Consider the following 13,862-nt stretch of genomic DNA (forward strand, 5'->3'; position numbering starts at 1 on the left):
TTTAAAAAATCGCCGATATAAATGGAGTTGCGCTGATATATTTGGAAAATCGCCGATATAATTTAAGCTGCGCTGATATATTTAAAAAATCGCTGATATAAATTTAATTCCTGTCTTAATGTGTTAGAGAAGGTGTTCAGTGAAATGTTTTTCTAAAATTTGTAAAGGTATCTTTACTTAGAATTGGAAAATATTTATAATTAAAGTAAAGATATCTTTACTTTCGAAGGTGGAGCCTATGGGTGTGAAAAATAAGATTAAAGAATTGCGAAAACAACATCATATAACGCAAATTGAAATGGCAAAGGCGATGCAAGTGACGCGGCAGACAATCGTGGCAATTGAGAACCACCACTATAACCCGAGTCTAGAGTTATCCCTAAAAATCGCCAAATATTTTGGAATGAAGGTAGAGGAAATATTTACGCTGGAGTAAGGGGAGAGAAAATGAACGATACTAAAAAGTTGTATATCGCTACGGTCTTAGGATTATGTGGAGGGGACGTTTTAGTTCGTATTATGGACCCATCCATACCGATGTTATCGCTAATAGTTAGTAACATTTTAGCAATTGTATTTTTGACGGCGTATGTGTATTACAAAAAGCATAAGCACAAAAAAGAAGAACTTCCAGATATAGATGAGCGAGTAAATGAAAATATAAAAAAGTATGTAAATGTCTCATTTATATTCGCGTTTATTTTACTTATAGTTTATATTGTTGCGAGCAAAGGAATAGGAAGGGCTGTTATACCGATTCCAGAAATATTCATTGTATGTAGTTTCTTATTTGCTGGTAGTCTCATCGTAGGAGTTATGGCGGGAAAACGAGCATAGCGATAGGAGGAATGAAAATGCAAGATGAGTTTGAGAGATTTCAATCTGACAAAGCGTTTAAATATGTAGGGTTATTTTTCGTGGTAAGTTTAGCAATATGGAGTTTGTACAATTTAATTGTTTATGGAAATGCTGGTATGCCGTTTGTTTTATTTGTACTCGGGCAGTTTGTTTATTTCGTTGTGAAGTATTGGCCGAAATGGAAATATAGAAATAGTAAAGAGGCTGATCGTGTATGAGTAAACATGATGTTATAAAGTTTATCGGTAGCTTATTGTTAGCAGGTTTGATTTTGAATATGAGTTTAATAATTTTAAGTATTTCATGGGAAGTAATTTTCATATCAAATGTCGCATTAGTTATTTTATATGGAATTTCGGAATATAGAGAACAGAAGCGTTTGAAAGAAGAGGGAGTACCGTTGATTGATGAGAGGGTTGTGAACAAGATGAAGTCGTATTTTGCGATTTGTATTACAAGCTTCGTTTTCTTGTTCATTATGTATCTTTCTGTAAATAAGTATTTAGATAGACAAATCGTGGATGTAAATGAATTATTATATATAGTTATTTTTGGACTGTTATTTAGCATGGCATCGACGAGTGTATTAGCAACAAGGGAAATCAAATAAATATATAAAGGGGAAACGGGATGGGATTAGCGGTATTATGTGTTGCGACGGCTATATTTGCACTTTGGTGGGGGATGCAAAACTTCTCTCGTAATCCAGGGCCAAGTGTATGTATTATGATTGGTGCTGTAGGTTTATCATACTATTTATTAATGTTAGCGCATTACCATAAAACAGCAACCAGTGTTGTTGTAGGGGCAATTATTTTATCTTGTGGACGTGCTATACAAAAGGGTTTTCTTCCATAAAAGCTGTTTATACAAAAGGTATAGACAGCTTTTTGTATTTTTTTACAAACTACTTGAAAGTTACGTTACGTCACCTTTTATAATGAAGGAGAAGAGGTGATGGAGTTGATTTCAATTCAAGAACTAACGAGGGAAACAGGGGTTACAGTAAGGACGTTACGTTATTATGATCAAATCGATTTATTAAAGCCGAGTGGGAAAACTGATGGGGGGCATCGGTTATATAGCGAGAGAGATGTTGTTCGTTTGCAGCAAATTTTATTTTTAAAAGAAATGGGTTTTTCATTAAAAGAGATTACGAATATGTTAGTAAAAGGTGAATTTAACTTAAAAGACTCGCTTGAAAAGCAACTTAGATTTGTACAGGAAGAACAAAAGAAATTCAATCGAATGGAACGTATTTTACAGGCGGTTGTTTATTCAGTAGACGTCGAAGGAGAACTGGATTGGAAAGTTATGTTTGAACTCATTCAGCTTTCGAAACAGTCTCCACGTATACGTGAAATATTCCAAAATGAAGTTTTTTCTCAGGAAGAAAAAAAGTTGCTTCATAATTTGCCAAACATGAGTGAAGAAGATCCGAATGTTTTAGAGTGGATAGATTTATTAAAGCAACTACGTAACTTTATGAAAGACGGTAAGGAAGCATTTTTAGATAAATTGTGGGAAGTAAGAAAGTCAAAAGAAGATTCACAGAAAATGAGTATGTATCCAATTGAAGAAGAGCTTCTATTATATATGGATGAGGCTTTTCGTATATATGAAGAAAGGGAGAGGGATAAATGAGTATACTCGCAGAATATCGTTGGTATTTTTTAATTGGGGCAGAGATTGTATTTTGGTTATCAGCTATTGGATTCTTTTTACTAAGGTATGGATTTCGCTTGAAAAAGGCGAGTTTTATTATGGGAATTGTGCTACTCGTAAATGAAGTGTTTATTTTAACTTTAGGAGTAGTGGACTATTATCAAACAGGGAAGTTCTCTAATTTTCAAATCATTACTGTAATTATATTATTGTATGCTGTGTTTTACGGGAAAAAGGATTTGAAGAAGCTAGATATATATGTACAAAAACTAGTTGCGAAGTGGCGAAATGAACCGGCGCCTATTATCGAAGAACCACTTGAAGTAACAGGTAGGGCGCATGCGAAGCAGGAAATGAAAAATTGGGTTTTACATCTTATGTTGTTTGTTGCTGTTCATATATTCTTTTTCTTCATGTATGGGCTTATTCCAGTAGAACAGTGGGGAAATTGGTTAGAGTCAGGAATCGTTTTAAATAAAGCTGCAAGCCGTGTAAGCCAAGTGTGGGCTATTATTCTTTTAGCGGATACTGTAATTTCATTTTCATATGTGATTTTTCCGAAGAAGGAGAAAGGGAAAGAAAAGCTACTTTCATAGAGGAAAGTAGCTTTTTGCAAATTTAGTATAGGTTTCTTTTTTGGGGTATACAAATAGTTTGTGTGGGAGAGGATGACAGTAGGAAAAAAGAGATAGTTGTAAAAGGATTGTTAAAGAGACATGTGAGGTAGATATTGCTTATAGGCTAGTAGAGTATATGAACGAGGAAAGGCGTAATGGATATGATTTGTTACATGTCCCTTTAAAATAAAATTTGTAAAGGAAGGAAGTACTTACTCCTTCCTTTTTCTATGTATAACTTGTCGAAAACTTTACCGAATATCTGTTCGTTTTTTTAGGTTTTTTATGGGCATTCGTGGTAAAATAATAATACAGATTTTTATGAGGAGGTCGGTTTTTAGTTGGAACATCCATTTGAAATTATCTCAGAGTATTCCCCGCAAGGTGATCAGCCGGGAGCGATTGAGAAGCTTGTAGAGGGAATTAATAGTGGAAAGAAAAAGCAAGTGTTGCTTGGAGCGACAGGAACGGGTAAGACATTTACGATTTCAAATGTCATTAAAGAGGTGCAGAAGCCAACACTTGTAATGGCTCATAATAAAACGTTAGCAGGACAGTTATATAGTGAGCTGAAAGATTTCTTTCCTAACAATTCTGTGGAGTATTTTGTTAGTTATTACGATTATTATCAGCCGGAAGCGTACGTGCCACATACGGATACGTTTATTGAAAAAGATGCGCAAATTAACGATGAAATTGATAAATTACGCCACTCGGCAACGTCTTCCTTATTTGAACGAGATGATGTTATTATCGTTGCGAGTGTGTCATGCATATACGGTTTAGGTTCTCCGGAAGAATACCGCGAGTTAGTTGTTTCACTTCGAGTTGGTATGGAAAAGGACCGTAATCAATTACTTCGTGAACTTGTTGATGTACAGTATGGACGTAATGATATTGATTTCAAGCGTGGTACATTCCGTGTGCGCGGAGATGTAGTTGAGATCTTTCCGGCATCACTTGACGAACACTGTATTCGAATTGAATTTTTCGGTGATGAAATCGATCGTATTCGAGAAGTAAATGCATTAACAGGTGAAGTATTAGCAGAACGTGATCATGTGGCAATCTTCCCGGCATCTCACTTCGTTACACGTGAAGAAAAGCTGAAGGTTGCTATTGAAAATATCGAAAAGGAATTAGAAGAGCGTTTAAAAGAATTAAATGATAACGGTAAGTTGTTAGAGGCGCAGCGCATAGAACAGCGAACGCGTTATGATTTAGAAATGATGCGCGAGATGGGCTTTTGTTCAGGAATCGAAAACTATTCCCGTCATTTAACACTTCGTCCAGCAGGTTCAACGCCGTATACGCTTTTAGATTATTTTCCAAAGGATTTCTTAATTGTTATGGATGAGTCGCATGTGTCGGTTCCGCAAGTAAGAGCGATGTATAACGGGGACCAAGCACGTAAGCAAGTGCTTGTTGATCATGGATTCCGTCTGCCATCAGCTTTAGACAATAGACCGCTCACGTTTGATGAGTTTGAAGAGAAAACGAATCAAGTTATTTACGTTTCGGCAACGCCAGGACCGTACGAGTTAGAGCAGTCACCGAAAGCAATAGAACAAATTATTCGTCCAACAGGGCTTTTAGATCCACCAATTGATATACGACCAATTGAAGGACAAATAGATGATTTATTAGGAGAAATCCATGACCAGATTGCGAAAAATGAACGTGTATTAATTACGACTTTAACGAAAAAAATGTCAGAGGATTTAACAGATTACTTAAAAGATGTAGGAATTAAAGTGAACTATCTTCACTCTGAAATTAAAACGTTAGAACGTATTGAAATTATTCGTGACCTTCGCCTTGGTAAGTTTGATGTACTTGTCGGTATTAACTTATTACGAGAAGGATTAGATATTCCGGAAGTATCACTTGTAGCTATTTTAGATGCTGATAAGGAAGGATTCCTACGTTCAGAGCGTTCATTAATACAAACAATTGGTCGTGCGGCACGTAATGAACACGGCCGCGTTATTATGTACGCAGATCGCATAACGAGATCAATGGGAATTGCGATTGAAGAAACGCAGCGTCGTCGTAGTATACAAGAAGCTTACAATAAAGAGCATGGTATTACGCCGAAGACGATTCAAAAAGGAGTACGTGACGTTATTCGTGCGACAACAGCAGCTGAGGATACGGAAACATATGAAGTAACACCAGCTAAGAAGATGACGAAAAAAGAACGTGAAAATACAATTGCGAAGATGGAAGCAGAGATGAAAGAAGCAGCAAAGGCGTTAGATTTCGAGCGTGCAGCTGAATTAAGAGATTTACTATTAGAATTAAAAGCGGAAGGGTGAAAAGAGTGAGTAAAGATTTTATTGTTGTAAAAGGTGCTAGAGCGCATAATTTAAAAAATATTGACGTAACCATTCCGAGAAATCAGCTTGTTGTTGTGACGGGATTGTCTGGTTCAGGAAAATCATCGTTAGCATTCGATACGATTTATGCAGAAGGGCAGCGCAGATACGTGGAATCTTTATCCGCGTATGCGCGCCAGTTTTTAGGACAAATGGATAAGCCGGATGTTGATACGATTGAAGGTTTATCTCCAGCGATTTCAATTGATCAAAAAACGACGAGTCGTAATCCACGTTCAACAGTTGGAACGGTAACAGAGATTTATGATTATTTACGTTTATTATTCGCACGAATTGGTACGCCGATTTGTCCGAATCATGGAATTGAAATTACATCACAAACAGTGGAACAGATGGTAGACCGTGTTCTTGAATATCCTGAACGTACGAAGTTGCAAGTGCTAGCGCCTATCGTGTCAGGGCGTAAAGGTGCGCATGCGAAAGTATTAGAAGATATTAAGAAGCAAGGTTATGTTCGTGTGCGCGTTGATGGAGAGATGCTGGATGTATCTGAAGAGATTACGTTAGATAAAAATAAGAAGCATTCAATTGAAGTTGTTATTGACCGTATTGTTGTGAAAGAAGGAATTGCAAGCCGACTTGCAGATTCACTAGAAAGTGCTTTAAAGCTTGGCGGGGGCCGAGTTTTAATCGATGTAATGGGAGAGGAAGAACTTCTATTTAGTGAACATCATGCTTGTCCACATTGTGGTTTTTCAATCGGAGAATTAGAGCCGCGTATGTTCTCGTTTAATAGTCCGTTCGGCGCGTGTCCTTCTTGTGATGGACTTGGCTCAAAGCTCGAGGTAGATTTAGAACTTGTTATTCCGAACTGGGATGTATCATTAAATGAACATGCGATTGCTCCTTGGGAACCGACAAGTTCACAATATTACCCGCAATTATTAAAATCTGTGTGTAATCATTACGGCATCGATATGGATATGCCGGTGAAAGATATACCGAAGGATTTATTTGATAAAGTGTTGTACGGAAGCGGGGAAGAGAAGGTTTATTTCCGCTATGTGAATGAATTTGGTCAAGTGAAAGAAAATGAGATTTTATTTGAAGGTGTTATTCCGAATATCGAGCGTCGTTATCGTGAGACGAGTTCGGATTATGTTCGTGAGCAAATGGAGAAGTATATGGCAGAGCAAGCTTGTCCGAAGTGTAAAGGTGGACGCTTAAAGCCTGAGAGTTTAGCTGTTTTCGTTGGTGATAAAACGATTGCCGATGTAACGAAATATTCTGTTCAAGAAGTACAGGAATTCTTCTCAACTGTTGAGCTAACTGAGAAACAACAGAAAATTGCTCATTTAATTTTAAGAGAAGTTCAGGAGCGCGTTGGGTTCTTAGTGAACGTCGGTTTAGATTATTTAACGTTAAGTCGTGCCGCAGGAACTCTATCAGGTGGTGAGGCGCAGCGTATTCGTTTAGCGACACAAATTGGTTCTCGTCTTACGGGTGTACTTTACATTCTTGATGAGCCTTCTATCGGTTTGCATCAGCGTGATAATGATCGTCTTATTCGCACATTACAGGAAATGCGTGACTTAGGAAATACGTTAATTGTTGTTGAGCATGATGAAGATACGATGATGGCTGCCGATTATTTACTTGATATCGGACCAGGGGCTGGTATTCACGGTGGAGAAGTTGTATCAGCGGGTACACCAGCTGAAGTTATGCAAGACGATAATTCATTAACAGGGAAATATTTAAGCGGTAAAGAGTTTATTCCGGTACCACTTGAAAGACGTAAAGGTGACGGACGTAAAGTGGAGATTATCGGTGCGAAAGAAAATAACTTAAAGAATGCGAAGATGTCATTCCCTCTAGGAACATTTGTAGCAGTAACAGGCGTATCTGGCTCTGGAAAAAGTACGATGATTAATGAAGTGCTATATAAATCGTTAGCTCAAAAGTTATATAAGGCGAAAGCGAAGCCAGGGTCTCATAAAGAAATTAAAGGTCTTGAGCAGTTAGATAAAGTTATTGATATTGATCAATCACCAATCGGGCGTACACCACGTTCCAATCCAGCAACATATACAGGTGTATTCGATGATATTCGTGATGTATTTGCACAAACGAATGAAGCGAAAGTGCGTGGATATCAAAAAGGACGTTTCAGCTTTAACGTAAAAGGCGGCCGTTGTGAAGCGTGTCGTGGTGATGGAATTATTAAAATTGAAATGCATTTCTTACCAGATGTGTATGTTCCGTGTGAAGTTTGTCACGGTAAACGTTACAATCGTGAAACGTTAGAAGTGAAATATAAAGATAAGAATATTTCTGAAGTGTTAGGGATGACAATTGAAGATGGGGTAGAGTTCTTTGCTAATATCCCGAAAATTAAGCGTAAACTTCAAACGCTTGTAGATGTAGGGCTTGGTTATATGAAATTAGGGCAACCAGCTACGACGTTATCAGGTGGTGAGGCGCAGCGTGTGAAATTAGCTTCTGAATTACATCGTCGTTCTACAGGGCGTACGTTATACATTTTAGATGAGCCAACGACTGGCCTACATGCCCATGATATTGCACGTCTTCTAGAAGTGTTGCAGCGTCTTGTTGAAAGCGGCGAGACAGTTCTTGTAATTGAGCATAATTTAGATGTTATTAAAACAGCTGATTATATCATTGATCTTGGACCAGAAGGCGGAGACAAAGGCGGACACATCGTTGCTTCTGGAACGCCAGAACAAGTAGTGAAAGAAGAACGCTCGTATACAGGTAAGTATTTAAAAGAGATTTTAGATCGTGATAAAGCAAGAATGAAAGAGAAAATAAAAGAAGTAGAGTTATCACAATAAGTGTATTACTAAAAACCGAGTGGGAATGACACTCGGTTTTTATTTCACTAAGGAAAACTGGTAAGAGTGTTAGTAGGTATACAAGCGTGGATAATAGAATAAGCTGATATAAGTATTTGTATGTTGCTTGCGTTTATTGTCTATTAGCGTATGATGAAATATATATGTTAAAAGGATGTGTAAGGAAATGAGATGGATTGTATCACTTCTTGTAAATAGCGTTGTGTTAATCGCTGTATCCGGACTTTTAAAAGGGGTTGCACCAGACGCATTTTACATAGCAAATATACAAACTGCAATTATTGCGAGTATTATATTGGCGATTTTAAACGTATTTGTAAAGCCGCTTTTAATTTTAATTACGCTACCGATTACTCTTGTAACTTTCGGTTTCTTCTTAATTGTTATTAATGCGATTACGTTAAAGATGACGGATTCATTATTAGGGGACGCCTTTAATATATCTGGATTTGGTGTAGCGATTGTTGCGGCAATTTGTATTTCGATTTTTAATATGATAATTGAAAAGGTAATTGTTGAACCATTACATGAAAAAAAGAGAAAATGACAAAAAGAAAAACATTTCATGATTCATATGAAATGTTTTTTTCTATTTATTAGAAACCATGTTTCTTGTTTCCAGAAAAAAATGGTACAATATCCGATAGAATGGAATTTCACATCAAATGAGACTGAACCCGCAGCGGAGTGGAGGTTTATACATATGCCGAAAGTAAGGACAAAAGATTTAATTGAACAATTTCAATTGGAGTTAGTAAGTGGTGAAGAAGGGATTCATCGTGCGATTGATACGAGTGATTTATCACGACCTGGAATTGAAATGGCAGGATTTTTTACATATTATCCAGCTGATCGTGTGCAGCTTCTTGGAAAAACGGAGCTTACGTTCTTTGATACGTTAACGACAGAGCAAAAGCAAGAGAGAATGAAAGCGCTTTGTACTGAAGAGACGCCTTGTATTATTGTAACTCGTAATCAAGATGTACCGGATGAGTTATTACAAGCATCACGTGAATCAGGCGTGCCTTTATTACGTTCTGCTCAAACGACGACGAGATTATCAAGTCGTTTAACAAACTATTTAGAAGGTAAGTTAGCGCCAACAACAGCTGTTCATGGTGTGTTAGTAGATATTTATGGCGTTGGTGTTTTAATTACAGGTCAAAGTGGTGTCGGGAAAAGTGAGACAGCGCTTGAACTTGTAAAGCGTGGTCACCGCCTTGTTGCGGATGATAGCGTAGAAATTCGTCAAGAAGATGAAGATACATTAGTAGGAAGCTCACCTGATTTAATTGAGCATTTATTAGAAATTCGTGGTCTAGGTATCATTAACGTAATGACGTTATTCGGTGCAGGGGCAGTACGAAATTATAAACGTATTACGCTTGTTATTAATCTTGAAATTTGGGATCAAAAGAAAAATTATGATCGCTTAGGTCTTGATGAAGAGAAGATGAAGATTATTGATACAGAACTTACGAAGATTACACTTCCAGTTCGTCCTGGTCGAAACTTGGCTGTTATTATTGAAGTAGCAGCGATGAACTTCAGATTAAAACGTATGGGAGTCAATGCGGCACAGCAGTTCTCTGAACGATTAATGAGTGCGATTGAGTCAGGAAATCAAGAATAGACTCTGGAGAGGGAGGTCATATATATGCTGTTAGGTTCTGTACCGCAGCTTGACCGTATAGCAGTCCAACTTGGACCGTTCCCTGTTTATTGGTATGGGGTTATTATCGGTACAGGTGTGCTATTAGGTCTTTGGCTAGCAACTCGCGAGGGAGAAAGGCTTGGTATTCATAAAGATACATTTATCGATCTTGTATTAATTGCAGTACCAATCGCGATTCTTTTTGCGAGAATGTATTATGTCATTTTTGAATGGGAATATTATTCGCAAAATCCGAGTCAAATTATTAATATTCGTCAAGGTGGTTTGGCGATTCATGGTGGTTTAATCGGGGCTGTTATTACAGGAATCCTTTTTGCGAAACGACGCGGGCTTTCATTCTGGAAGTTAGCGGATATTGCTGCGCCGAGTATTTTACTAGGACAAGCAATTGGCCGATGGGGAAACTTTATGAACCAAGAAGCGCATGGTGATGAAGTAACGAGACAGTTTTTAGAAGGTCTTCATTTACCAGATTTCATTATTAATCAAATGTACATTGATGGTGTGTATTATCACCCAACGTTTTTATATGAATCATTATGGAATTTTGCAGGTGTTATTTTACTACTCGCGTTACGAAAAGTGAATTTACGCCGTGGTGAATTATTCTTCACATATTTAATTTGGTATTCAGTGGGACGCTTCTTCGTAGAAGGTTTGCGTACAGATAGTTTAATGTTAGGACCACTTCGTATTGCACAAGTAATGTCTATTGGAATTGTTGTTATTTCTATCATTTTCATTATTGTGAGACGAAAAATGGGGCAAGCTGATAAAAGATATTTAGAAAATTAGAGAAAAGTAGCATCTTATATAAGATGCTGCTTCTTTCATATTCAGGTAATGAAAGGATTAAGGACGATGAAAATAAATACAGTGTTATTTGATTTAGATGGAACGTTAATTAATACAAATGAACTTATTATCTCTTCTTTTTTACATACGTTAAATCACTATTATTCTAATCAGTATAAGCGTGAAGATGTATTAGCATTTATCGGTCCATCTTTGCATGACACTTTTAGTAAGATTGATGCAAGCAAGGTTGAAGAGATGATTACATGTTATCGTCAATTTAATCATGAGCATCATGATGAATTAGTGGAAGAATATGAAACTGTATATGAAACGGTTCAAGAATTGAAGAAGCAAGGTTATAAGATCGGCATCGTTACAACGAAAGCGAGACAGACGGTTGAAATGGGATTAAAGCTTTCGAAACTTGATCAGTTTTTTGATGTTGTCGTGACGATTGATGATGTGGAACATGTGAAACCACATCCAGAACCACTTCAAAAAGCACTCGAATTATTAGATGCAAAGCCAGAAGAAACATTGATGGTTGGTGATAATCATCATGATATCGTCGGTGGACAAAATGCAGGTACGAAAACAGTAGCGGTTTCATGGACAGTGAAAGGTAGAGCATATTTAGAAGCGTATAAACCAGATTATGTGCTAGATAAAATGAGTGATTTACTACCGATTTTGTCCCGTATTAATGGGTAGTAAGATTCCTGCCTGTAAATGCTTGATTGATGAGAGTTAGTAATCAGTGGAGAAAAGGATTCCTACCGGTTAAAGTGTCACTTTATATAAGTAGAGGAGAGAGTTCAGTGCGACGGACAACGCGCTATCCTGTTTCAGGAGAAAATTCATTGTGGAATGTGTATAAAACAGTTTCTTTTTGGAAGGTAATGAAAAACTTTATTATCATCCAAATCGCACGTTACACGCCATTTTTATCCGTGAAGAATTGGTTATATCGCACGTTTTTACGGATGGAAGTAGGAAAGAAAACGTCGTTTGCACTTATGGTAATGCCAGATATTATGTTTCCAGAAAAGATTACTGTGGGAGACAATTCAATTATCGGCTATAATACAACGCTTTTAGCGCATGAATATTTAATTCGTGAGTATCGACTCGGAGAAATCGTCATAGGGAATGAAGTTATGATCGGAGCGAATACGACAGTTTTACCAGGTGTGACGATTGGAGATGGTGCTATCGTTTCTGCAGGCACACTTGTCCATAAAGATGTACCAGGCGGCGCTTTCGTAGGCGGAAATCCGATGCGTATTATTTATACGAAAGAGGAAATGGCCACTAGAGAAGGTTGATGTTAAAAATTTAACATTTCTCTTCTCTTTTTATGAATAAAAAGGAAATATTTGATTATAATATACTGTTTTGTTTTTTACGGAATCGTTTATACTTATAGATAGAAGAATGTGTGAGCGAAGAAAACAAAAAACTGGAGGATATATGGGGAAAAATCAAAGAATATATAAGGAGAGCGGACAAGTTATCTCTTTTAATCAATTAGCGGACTTCTTTTATAAAAAAGGGATGAGGGCTTATAAAGGGCAAAAATTGCAAGATGCAATTAAATATTTTCGAAGAGCGTCACAAAGCGAGAAGGAGCCGTTTATTTTATGCCAACTAGCAATAGCATTATCTGAATCTGGTGAATACCAAGAGTCGAATCAGATATTTCTAAAGCTTGTTAGATCCAATCCTGAACTTGAGCAATGCTATTATTTTATTTCAAATAATTATGCATATATGGGCTTGTTTCAACAGGCGAAGAAGTATGCAGACCGATATTTAGAAGTTGCGGAAGAGAAGGAATTCGTAGAAGATACATTAGAATTGCTTGAGATTATGGAAGAAGAAGCAATGGGTGAGGAAGAGATTGAGGATGAAGATGAGCTAATTGTTATGCAGGAAGAAGCGAACCGCTACATTCGTAACGGCCAATTAGAAGAGGCGATTGCTACACTAGAAGTTGTTACGAAAGAATACCCAGAATTTTGGTCGGGCCATAATAATTTAGCGATTGCACATTTTCAATCAGGTAATGTAGATCAAGCGCTTAAGTTAACAGAAATGATTTTAGAGAAAAGTCCTGGTAATATGCATGCGCTTTGTAATACGCTTATTTTTCTATATTCAATTGGAGAGCATAAGCAAGTAGAGTCATTAGCAGGGCAGTTAGTTTCGGTATATCCAATTTCATTTGAGCATCGTTTGAAACTTGGAACAACGCTTGCAACAATTGGTCATTTTGAACCTGCATATAAATGGTTCAAAGTATTAAAGCGTCAAGGATACGAGGGAGACGTTAGTTTTTATTACTGGTTTGCATACTCGGCGTATATGGTGAAGGAACAGCAAGTAGCTGAAAAAATGTGGCAACATGTTGTAGAATTGCATCCTGATAAAAAAGGAAAAGAACCGTGGAATGCACTGAATTTAGCAGATGAAGGACAAAATCTTTTATTTGAAGAGTTACGAAAATCATTTCAGAAAAGTACGACGCTAGAAGAGAAAATGCTAGCTTTATATTTAATGAATGAATTGTCAACACCAGAGAAGGTTGGGTTCTTCTTTGATGTAACGCAAGCGAAAAATGGTGTTCCAATCGTATCGCAACTTGCAAAATATTTCTTTTTACTTAATAGTCATAAAAGCATCCCAGCTGATTTACAGCAATTTGAACAGTGCGTACGAATCGCGGATGCATTATACAATTATACGAAAAAAGATGATGAATTAATCGAAGAGTGTTTAAATTTTTGGTTTTGTACGTTCATACGTTTATATACATCTGGAGCGACTTTTACAAATGTGTACGGTTGGTCAGCGGCAATTGAATATATTGTGCGCGGCGAACAAAGAAATAAGATGACACAGGCAGAGCTTGGTGATGTATATAATGTATCTGTAGCGACTGTACGAAAGTATGTGCAGGCTGTTAAGCGCACGCACACGTAGGGTAGGCAAATCATTGGGAAAAAAATGATGCTAACAGTATAATGAGGGTAAC

General features: G+C 37.2%; 15 protein-coding genes. All 15 read left to right on the forward strand.

Annotation, left to right across the window (positions count from 1 at the left end; genetic code table 11):
• Nucleotides 1-238 precede the first annotated feature (238 nt).
• The 15 genes from ACE38F_RS03210 (at nt 239) to ACE38F_RS03280 (ending at nt 13,810) form a co-directional block, all read left to right on the forward strand.
• The gene (locus ACE38F_RS03210) at nt 239-436 is read left to right on the forward strand and encodes a helix-turn-helix transcriptional regulator (RefSeq protein ID WP_002016109.1); all 198 of its coding nucleotides are present in this window, start codon (nt 239-241) and stop codon (nt 434-436) included.
• A gap of 11 nt (nt 437-447) precedes the next feature.
• Nucleotides 448-837, forward strand: a complete 390-nt coding sequence (locus ACE38F_RS03215; protein ID WP_375370208.1) for a hypothetical protein — start codon at nt 448-450, stop codon at nt 835-837.
• A gap of 17 nt (nt 838-854) precedes the next feature.
• The gene (locus tag ACE38F_RS03220; protein WP_215554709.1) at nt 855-1,076 is read left to right on the forward strand and encodes a hypothetical protein; all 222 of its coding nucleotides are present in this window, start codon (nt 855-857) and stop codon (nt 1,074-1,076) included.
• A complete protein-coding gene (locus tag ACE38F_RS03225) occupies nt 1,073-1,468 on the forward strand; it encodes an ATPase (protein WP_375370207.1) in 396 nt (131 codons plus the stop codon). Before ACE38F_RS03220 ends, ACE38F_RS03225 begins: the two co-directional genes overlap by 4 nt.
• Before the next feature lie 20 nt (nt 1,469-1,488).
• Nucleotides 1,489-1,716: a hypothetical protein gene (locus ACE38F_RS03230; protein ID WP_375370206.1), complete on the forward strand. Its 228-nt coding sequence runs from the start codon at nt 1,489-1,491 to the stop codon at nt 1,714-1,716.
• Between the two features lie 99 nt (nt 1,717-1,815).
• On the forward strand, nt 1,816-2,502 hold the full coding sequence (locus ACE38F_RS03235) for a MerR family transcriptional regulator (protein ID WP_375370205.1): 687 nt from the start codon (nt 1,816-1,818) through the stop codon (nt 2,500-2,502).
• A complete protein-coding gene (locus tag ACE38F_RS03240) occupies nt 2,499-3,119 on the forward strand; it encodes a hypothetical protein (RefSeq protein WP_341308082.1) in 621 nt (206 codons plus the stop codon). The genes ACE38F_RS03235 and ACE38F_RS03240 overlap by 4 nt, the downstream gene beginning before the upstream one ends.
• A 362-nt stretch (nt 3,120-3,481) precedes the next feature.
• Nucleotides 3,482-5,458, forward strand: coding sequence for an excinuclease ABC subunit B (gene uvrB / locus ACE38F_RS03245; RefSeq protein WP_375370204.1), 1,977 nt, complete (start codon nt 3,482-3,484; stop codon nt 5,456-5,458).
• Nucleotides 5,459-5,463: 5 nt separating this feature from the next.
• Nucleotides 5,464-8,334, forward strand: a complete 2,871-nt coding sequence (gene uvrA, locus ACE38F_RS03250; RefSeq protein ID WP_215554704.1) for an excinuclease ABC subunit UvrA — start codon at nt 5,464-5,466, stop codon at nt 8,332-8,334.
• 187 nt (nt 8,335-8,521) lie between these two features.
• On the forward strand, nt 8,522-8,902 hold the full coding sequence (locus ACE38F_RS03255; protein WP_002089574.1) for a phage holin family protein: 381 nt from the start codon (nt 8,522-8,524) through the stop codon (nt 8,900-8,902).
• 156 nt (nt 8,903-9,058) lie between these two features.
• Nucleotides 9,059-9,988 (forward strand): HPr(Ser) kinase/phosphatase, encoded by a 930-nt coding sequence (hprK, locus tag ACE38F_RS03260; protein WP_375370203.1) that lies wholly within the window; start codon nt 9,059-9,061, stop codon nt 9,986-9,988.
• A 24-nt stretch (nt 9,989-10,012) separates the two neighbouring features.
• Nucleotides 10,013-10,825 (forward strand): prolipoprotein diacylglyceryl transferase, encoded by an 813-nt coding sequence (lgt, locus tag ACE38F_RS03265; RefSeq protein ID WP_002034719.1) that lies wholly within the window; start codon nt 10,013-10,015, stop codon nt 10,823-10,825.
• A gap of 66 nt (nt 10,826-10,891) precedes the next feature.
• Entirely contained in the window at nt 10,892-11,539 is a 648-nt protein-coding gene (gene ppaX, locus ACE38F_RS03270) for a pyrophosphatase PpaX (protein ID WP_215554702.1), read from the forward strand.
• 107 nt (nt 11,540-11,646) lie between these two features.
• Nucleotides 11,647-12,153 (forward strand): acyltransferase, encoded by a 507-nt coding sequence (locus ACE38F_RS03275; protein ID WP_219920832.1) that lies wholly within the window; start codon nt 11,647-11,649, stop codon nt 12,151-12,153.
• A gap of 145 nt (nt 12,154-12,298) precedes the next feature.
• On the forward strand, nt 12,299-13,810 hold the full coding sequence (locus tag ACE38F_RS03280) for a tetratricopeptide repeat protein (RefSeq protein WP_341308081.1): 1,512 nt from the start codon (nt 12,299-12,301) through the stop codon (nt 13,808-13,810).
• Nucleotides 13,811-13,862: the final 52 nt, after the last annotated feature.

This window comes from Bacillus altaicus (genome assembly GCF_042136375.2).
Taxonomy (GTDB): Bacteria; Bacillota; Bacilli; order Bacillales; family Bacillaceae_G; genus Bacillus_A; species Bacillus_A cereus_U.

Coding starts and splice junctions, on each gene's coding strand:
- ACE38F_RS03210 (WP_002016109.1), top strand. CDS start 239: ATGGGTGTGAAAAATAAGATTAAAGAATTGCGAAAACAACATCATATA.
- ACE38F_RS03215 (WP_375370208.1), top strand. CDS start 448: ATGAACGATACTAAAAAGTTGTATATCGCTACGGTCTTAGGATTATGT.
- ACE38F_RS03220 (WP_215554709.1), top strand. CDS start 855: ATGCAAGATGAGTTTGAGAGATTTCAATCTGACAAAGCGTTTAAATAT.
- ACE38F_RS03225 (WP_375370207.1), top strand. CDS start 1,073: ATGAGTAAACATGATGTTATAAAGTTTATCGGTAGCTTATTGTTAGCA.
- ACE38F_RS03230 (WP_375370206.1), top strand. CDS start 1,489: ATGGGATTAGCGGTATTATGTGTTGCGACGGCTATATTTGCACTTTGG.
- ACE38F_RS03235 (WP_375370205.1), top strand. CDS start 1,816: ATGGAGTTGATTTCAATTCAAGAACTAACGAGGGAAACAGGGGTTACA.
- ACE38F_RS03240 (WP_341308082.1), top strand. CDS start 2,499: ATGAGTATACTCGCAGAATATCGTTGGTATTTTTTAATTGGGGCAGAG.
- ACE38F_RS03255 (WP_002089574.1), top strand. CDS start 8,522: ATGAGATGGATTGTATCACTTCTTGTAAATAGCGTTGTGTTAATCGCT.
- hprK (WP_375370203.1), top strand. CDS start 9,059: ATGCCGAAAGTAAGGACAAAAGATTTAATTGAACAATTTCAATTGGAG.
- lgt (WP_002034719.1), top strand. CDS start 10,013: ATGCTGTTAGGTTCTGTACCGCAGCTTGACCGTATAGCAGTCCAACTT.
- ppaX (WP_215554702.1), top strand. CDS start 10,892: ATGAAAATAAATACAGTGTTATTTGATTTAGATGGAACGTTAATTAAT.
- ACE38F_RS03280 (WP_341308081.1), top strand. CDS start 12,299: ATGGGGAAAAATCAAAGAATATATAAGGAGAGCGGACAAGTTATCTCT.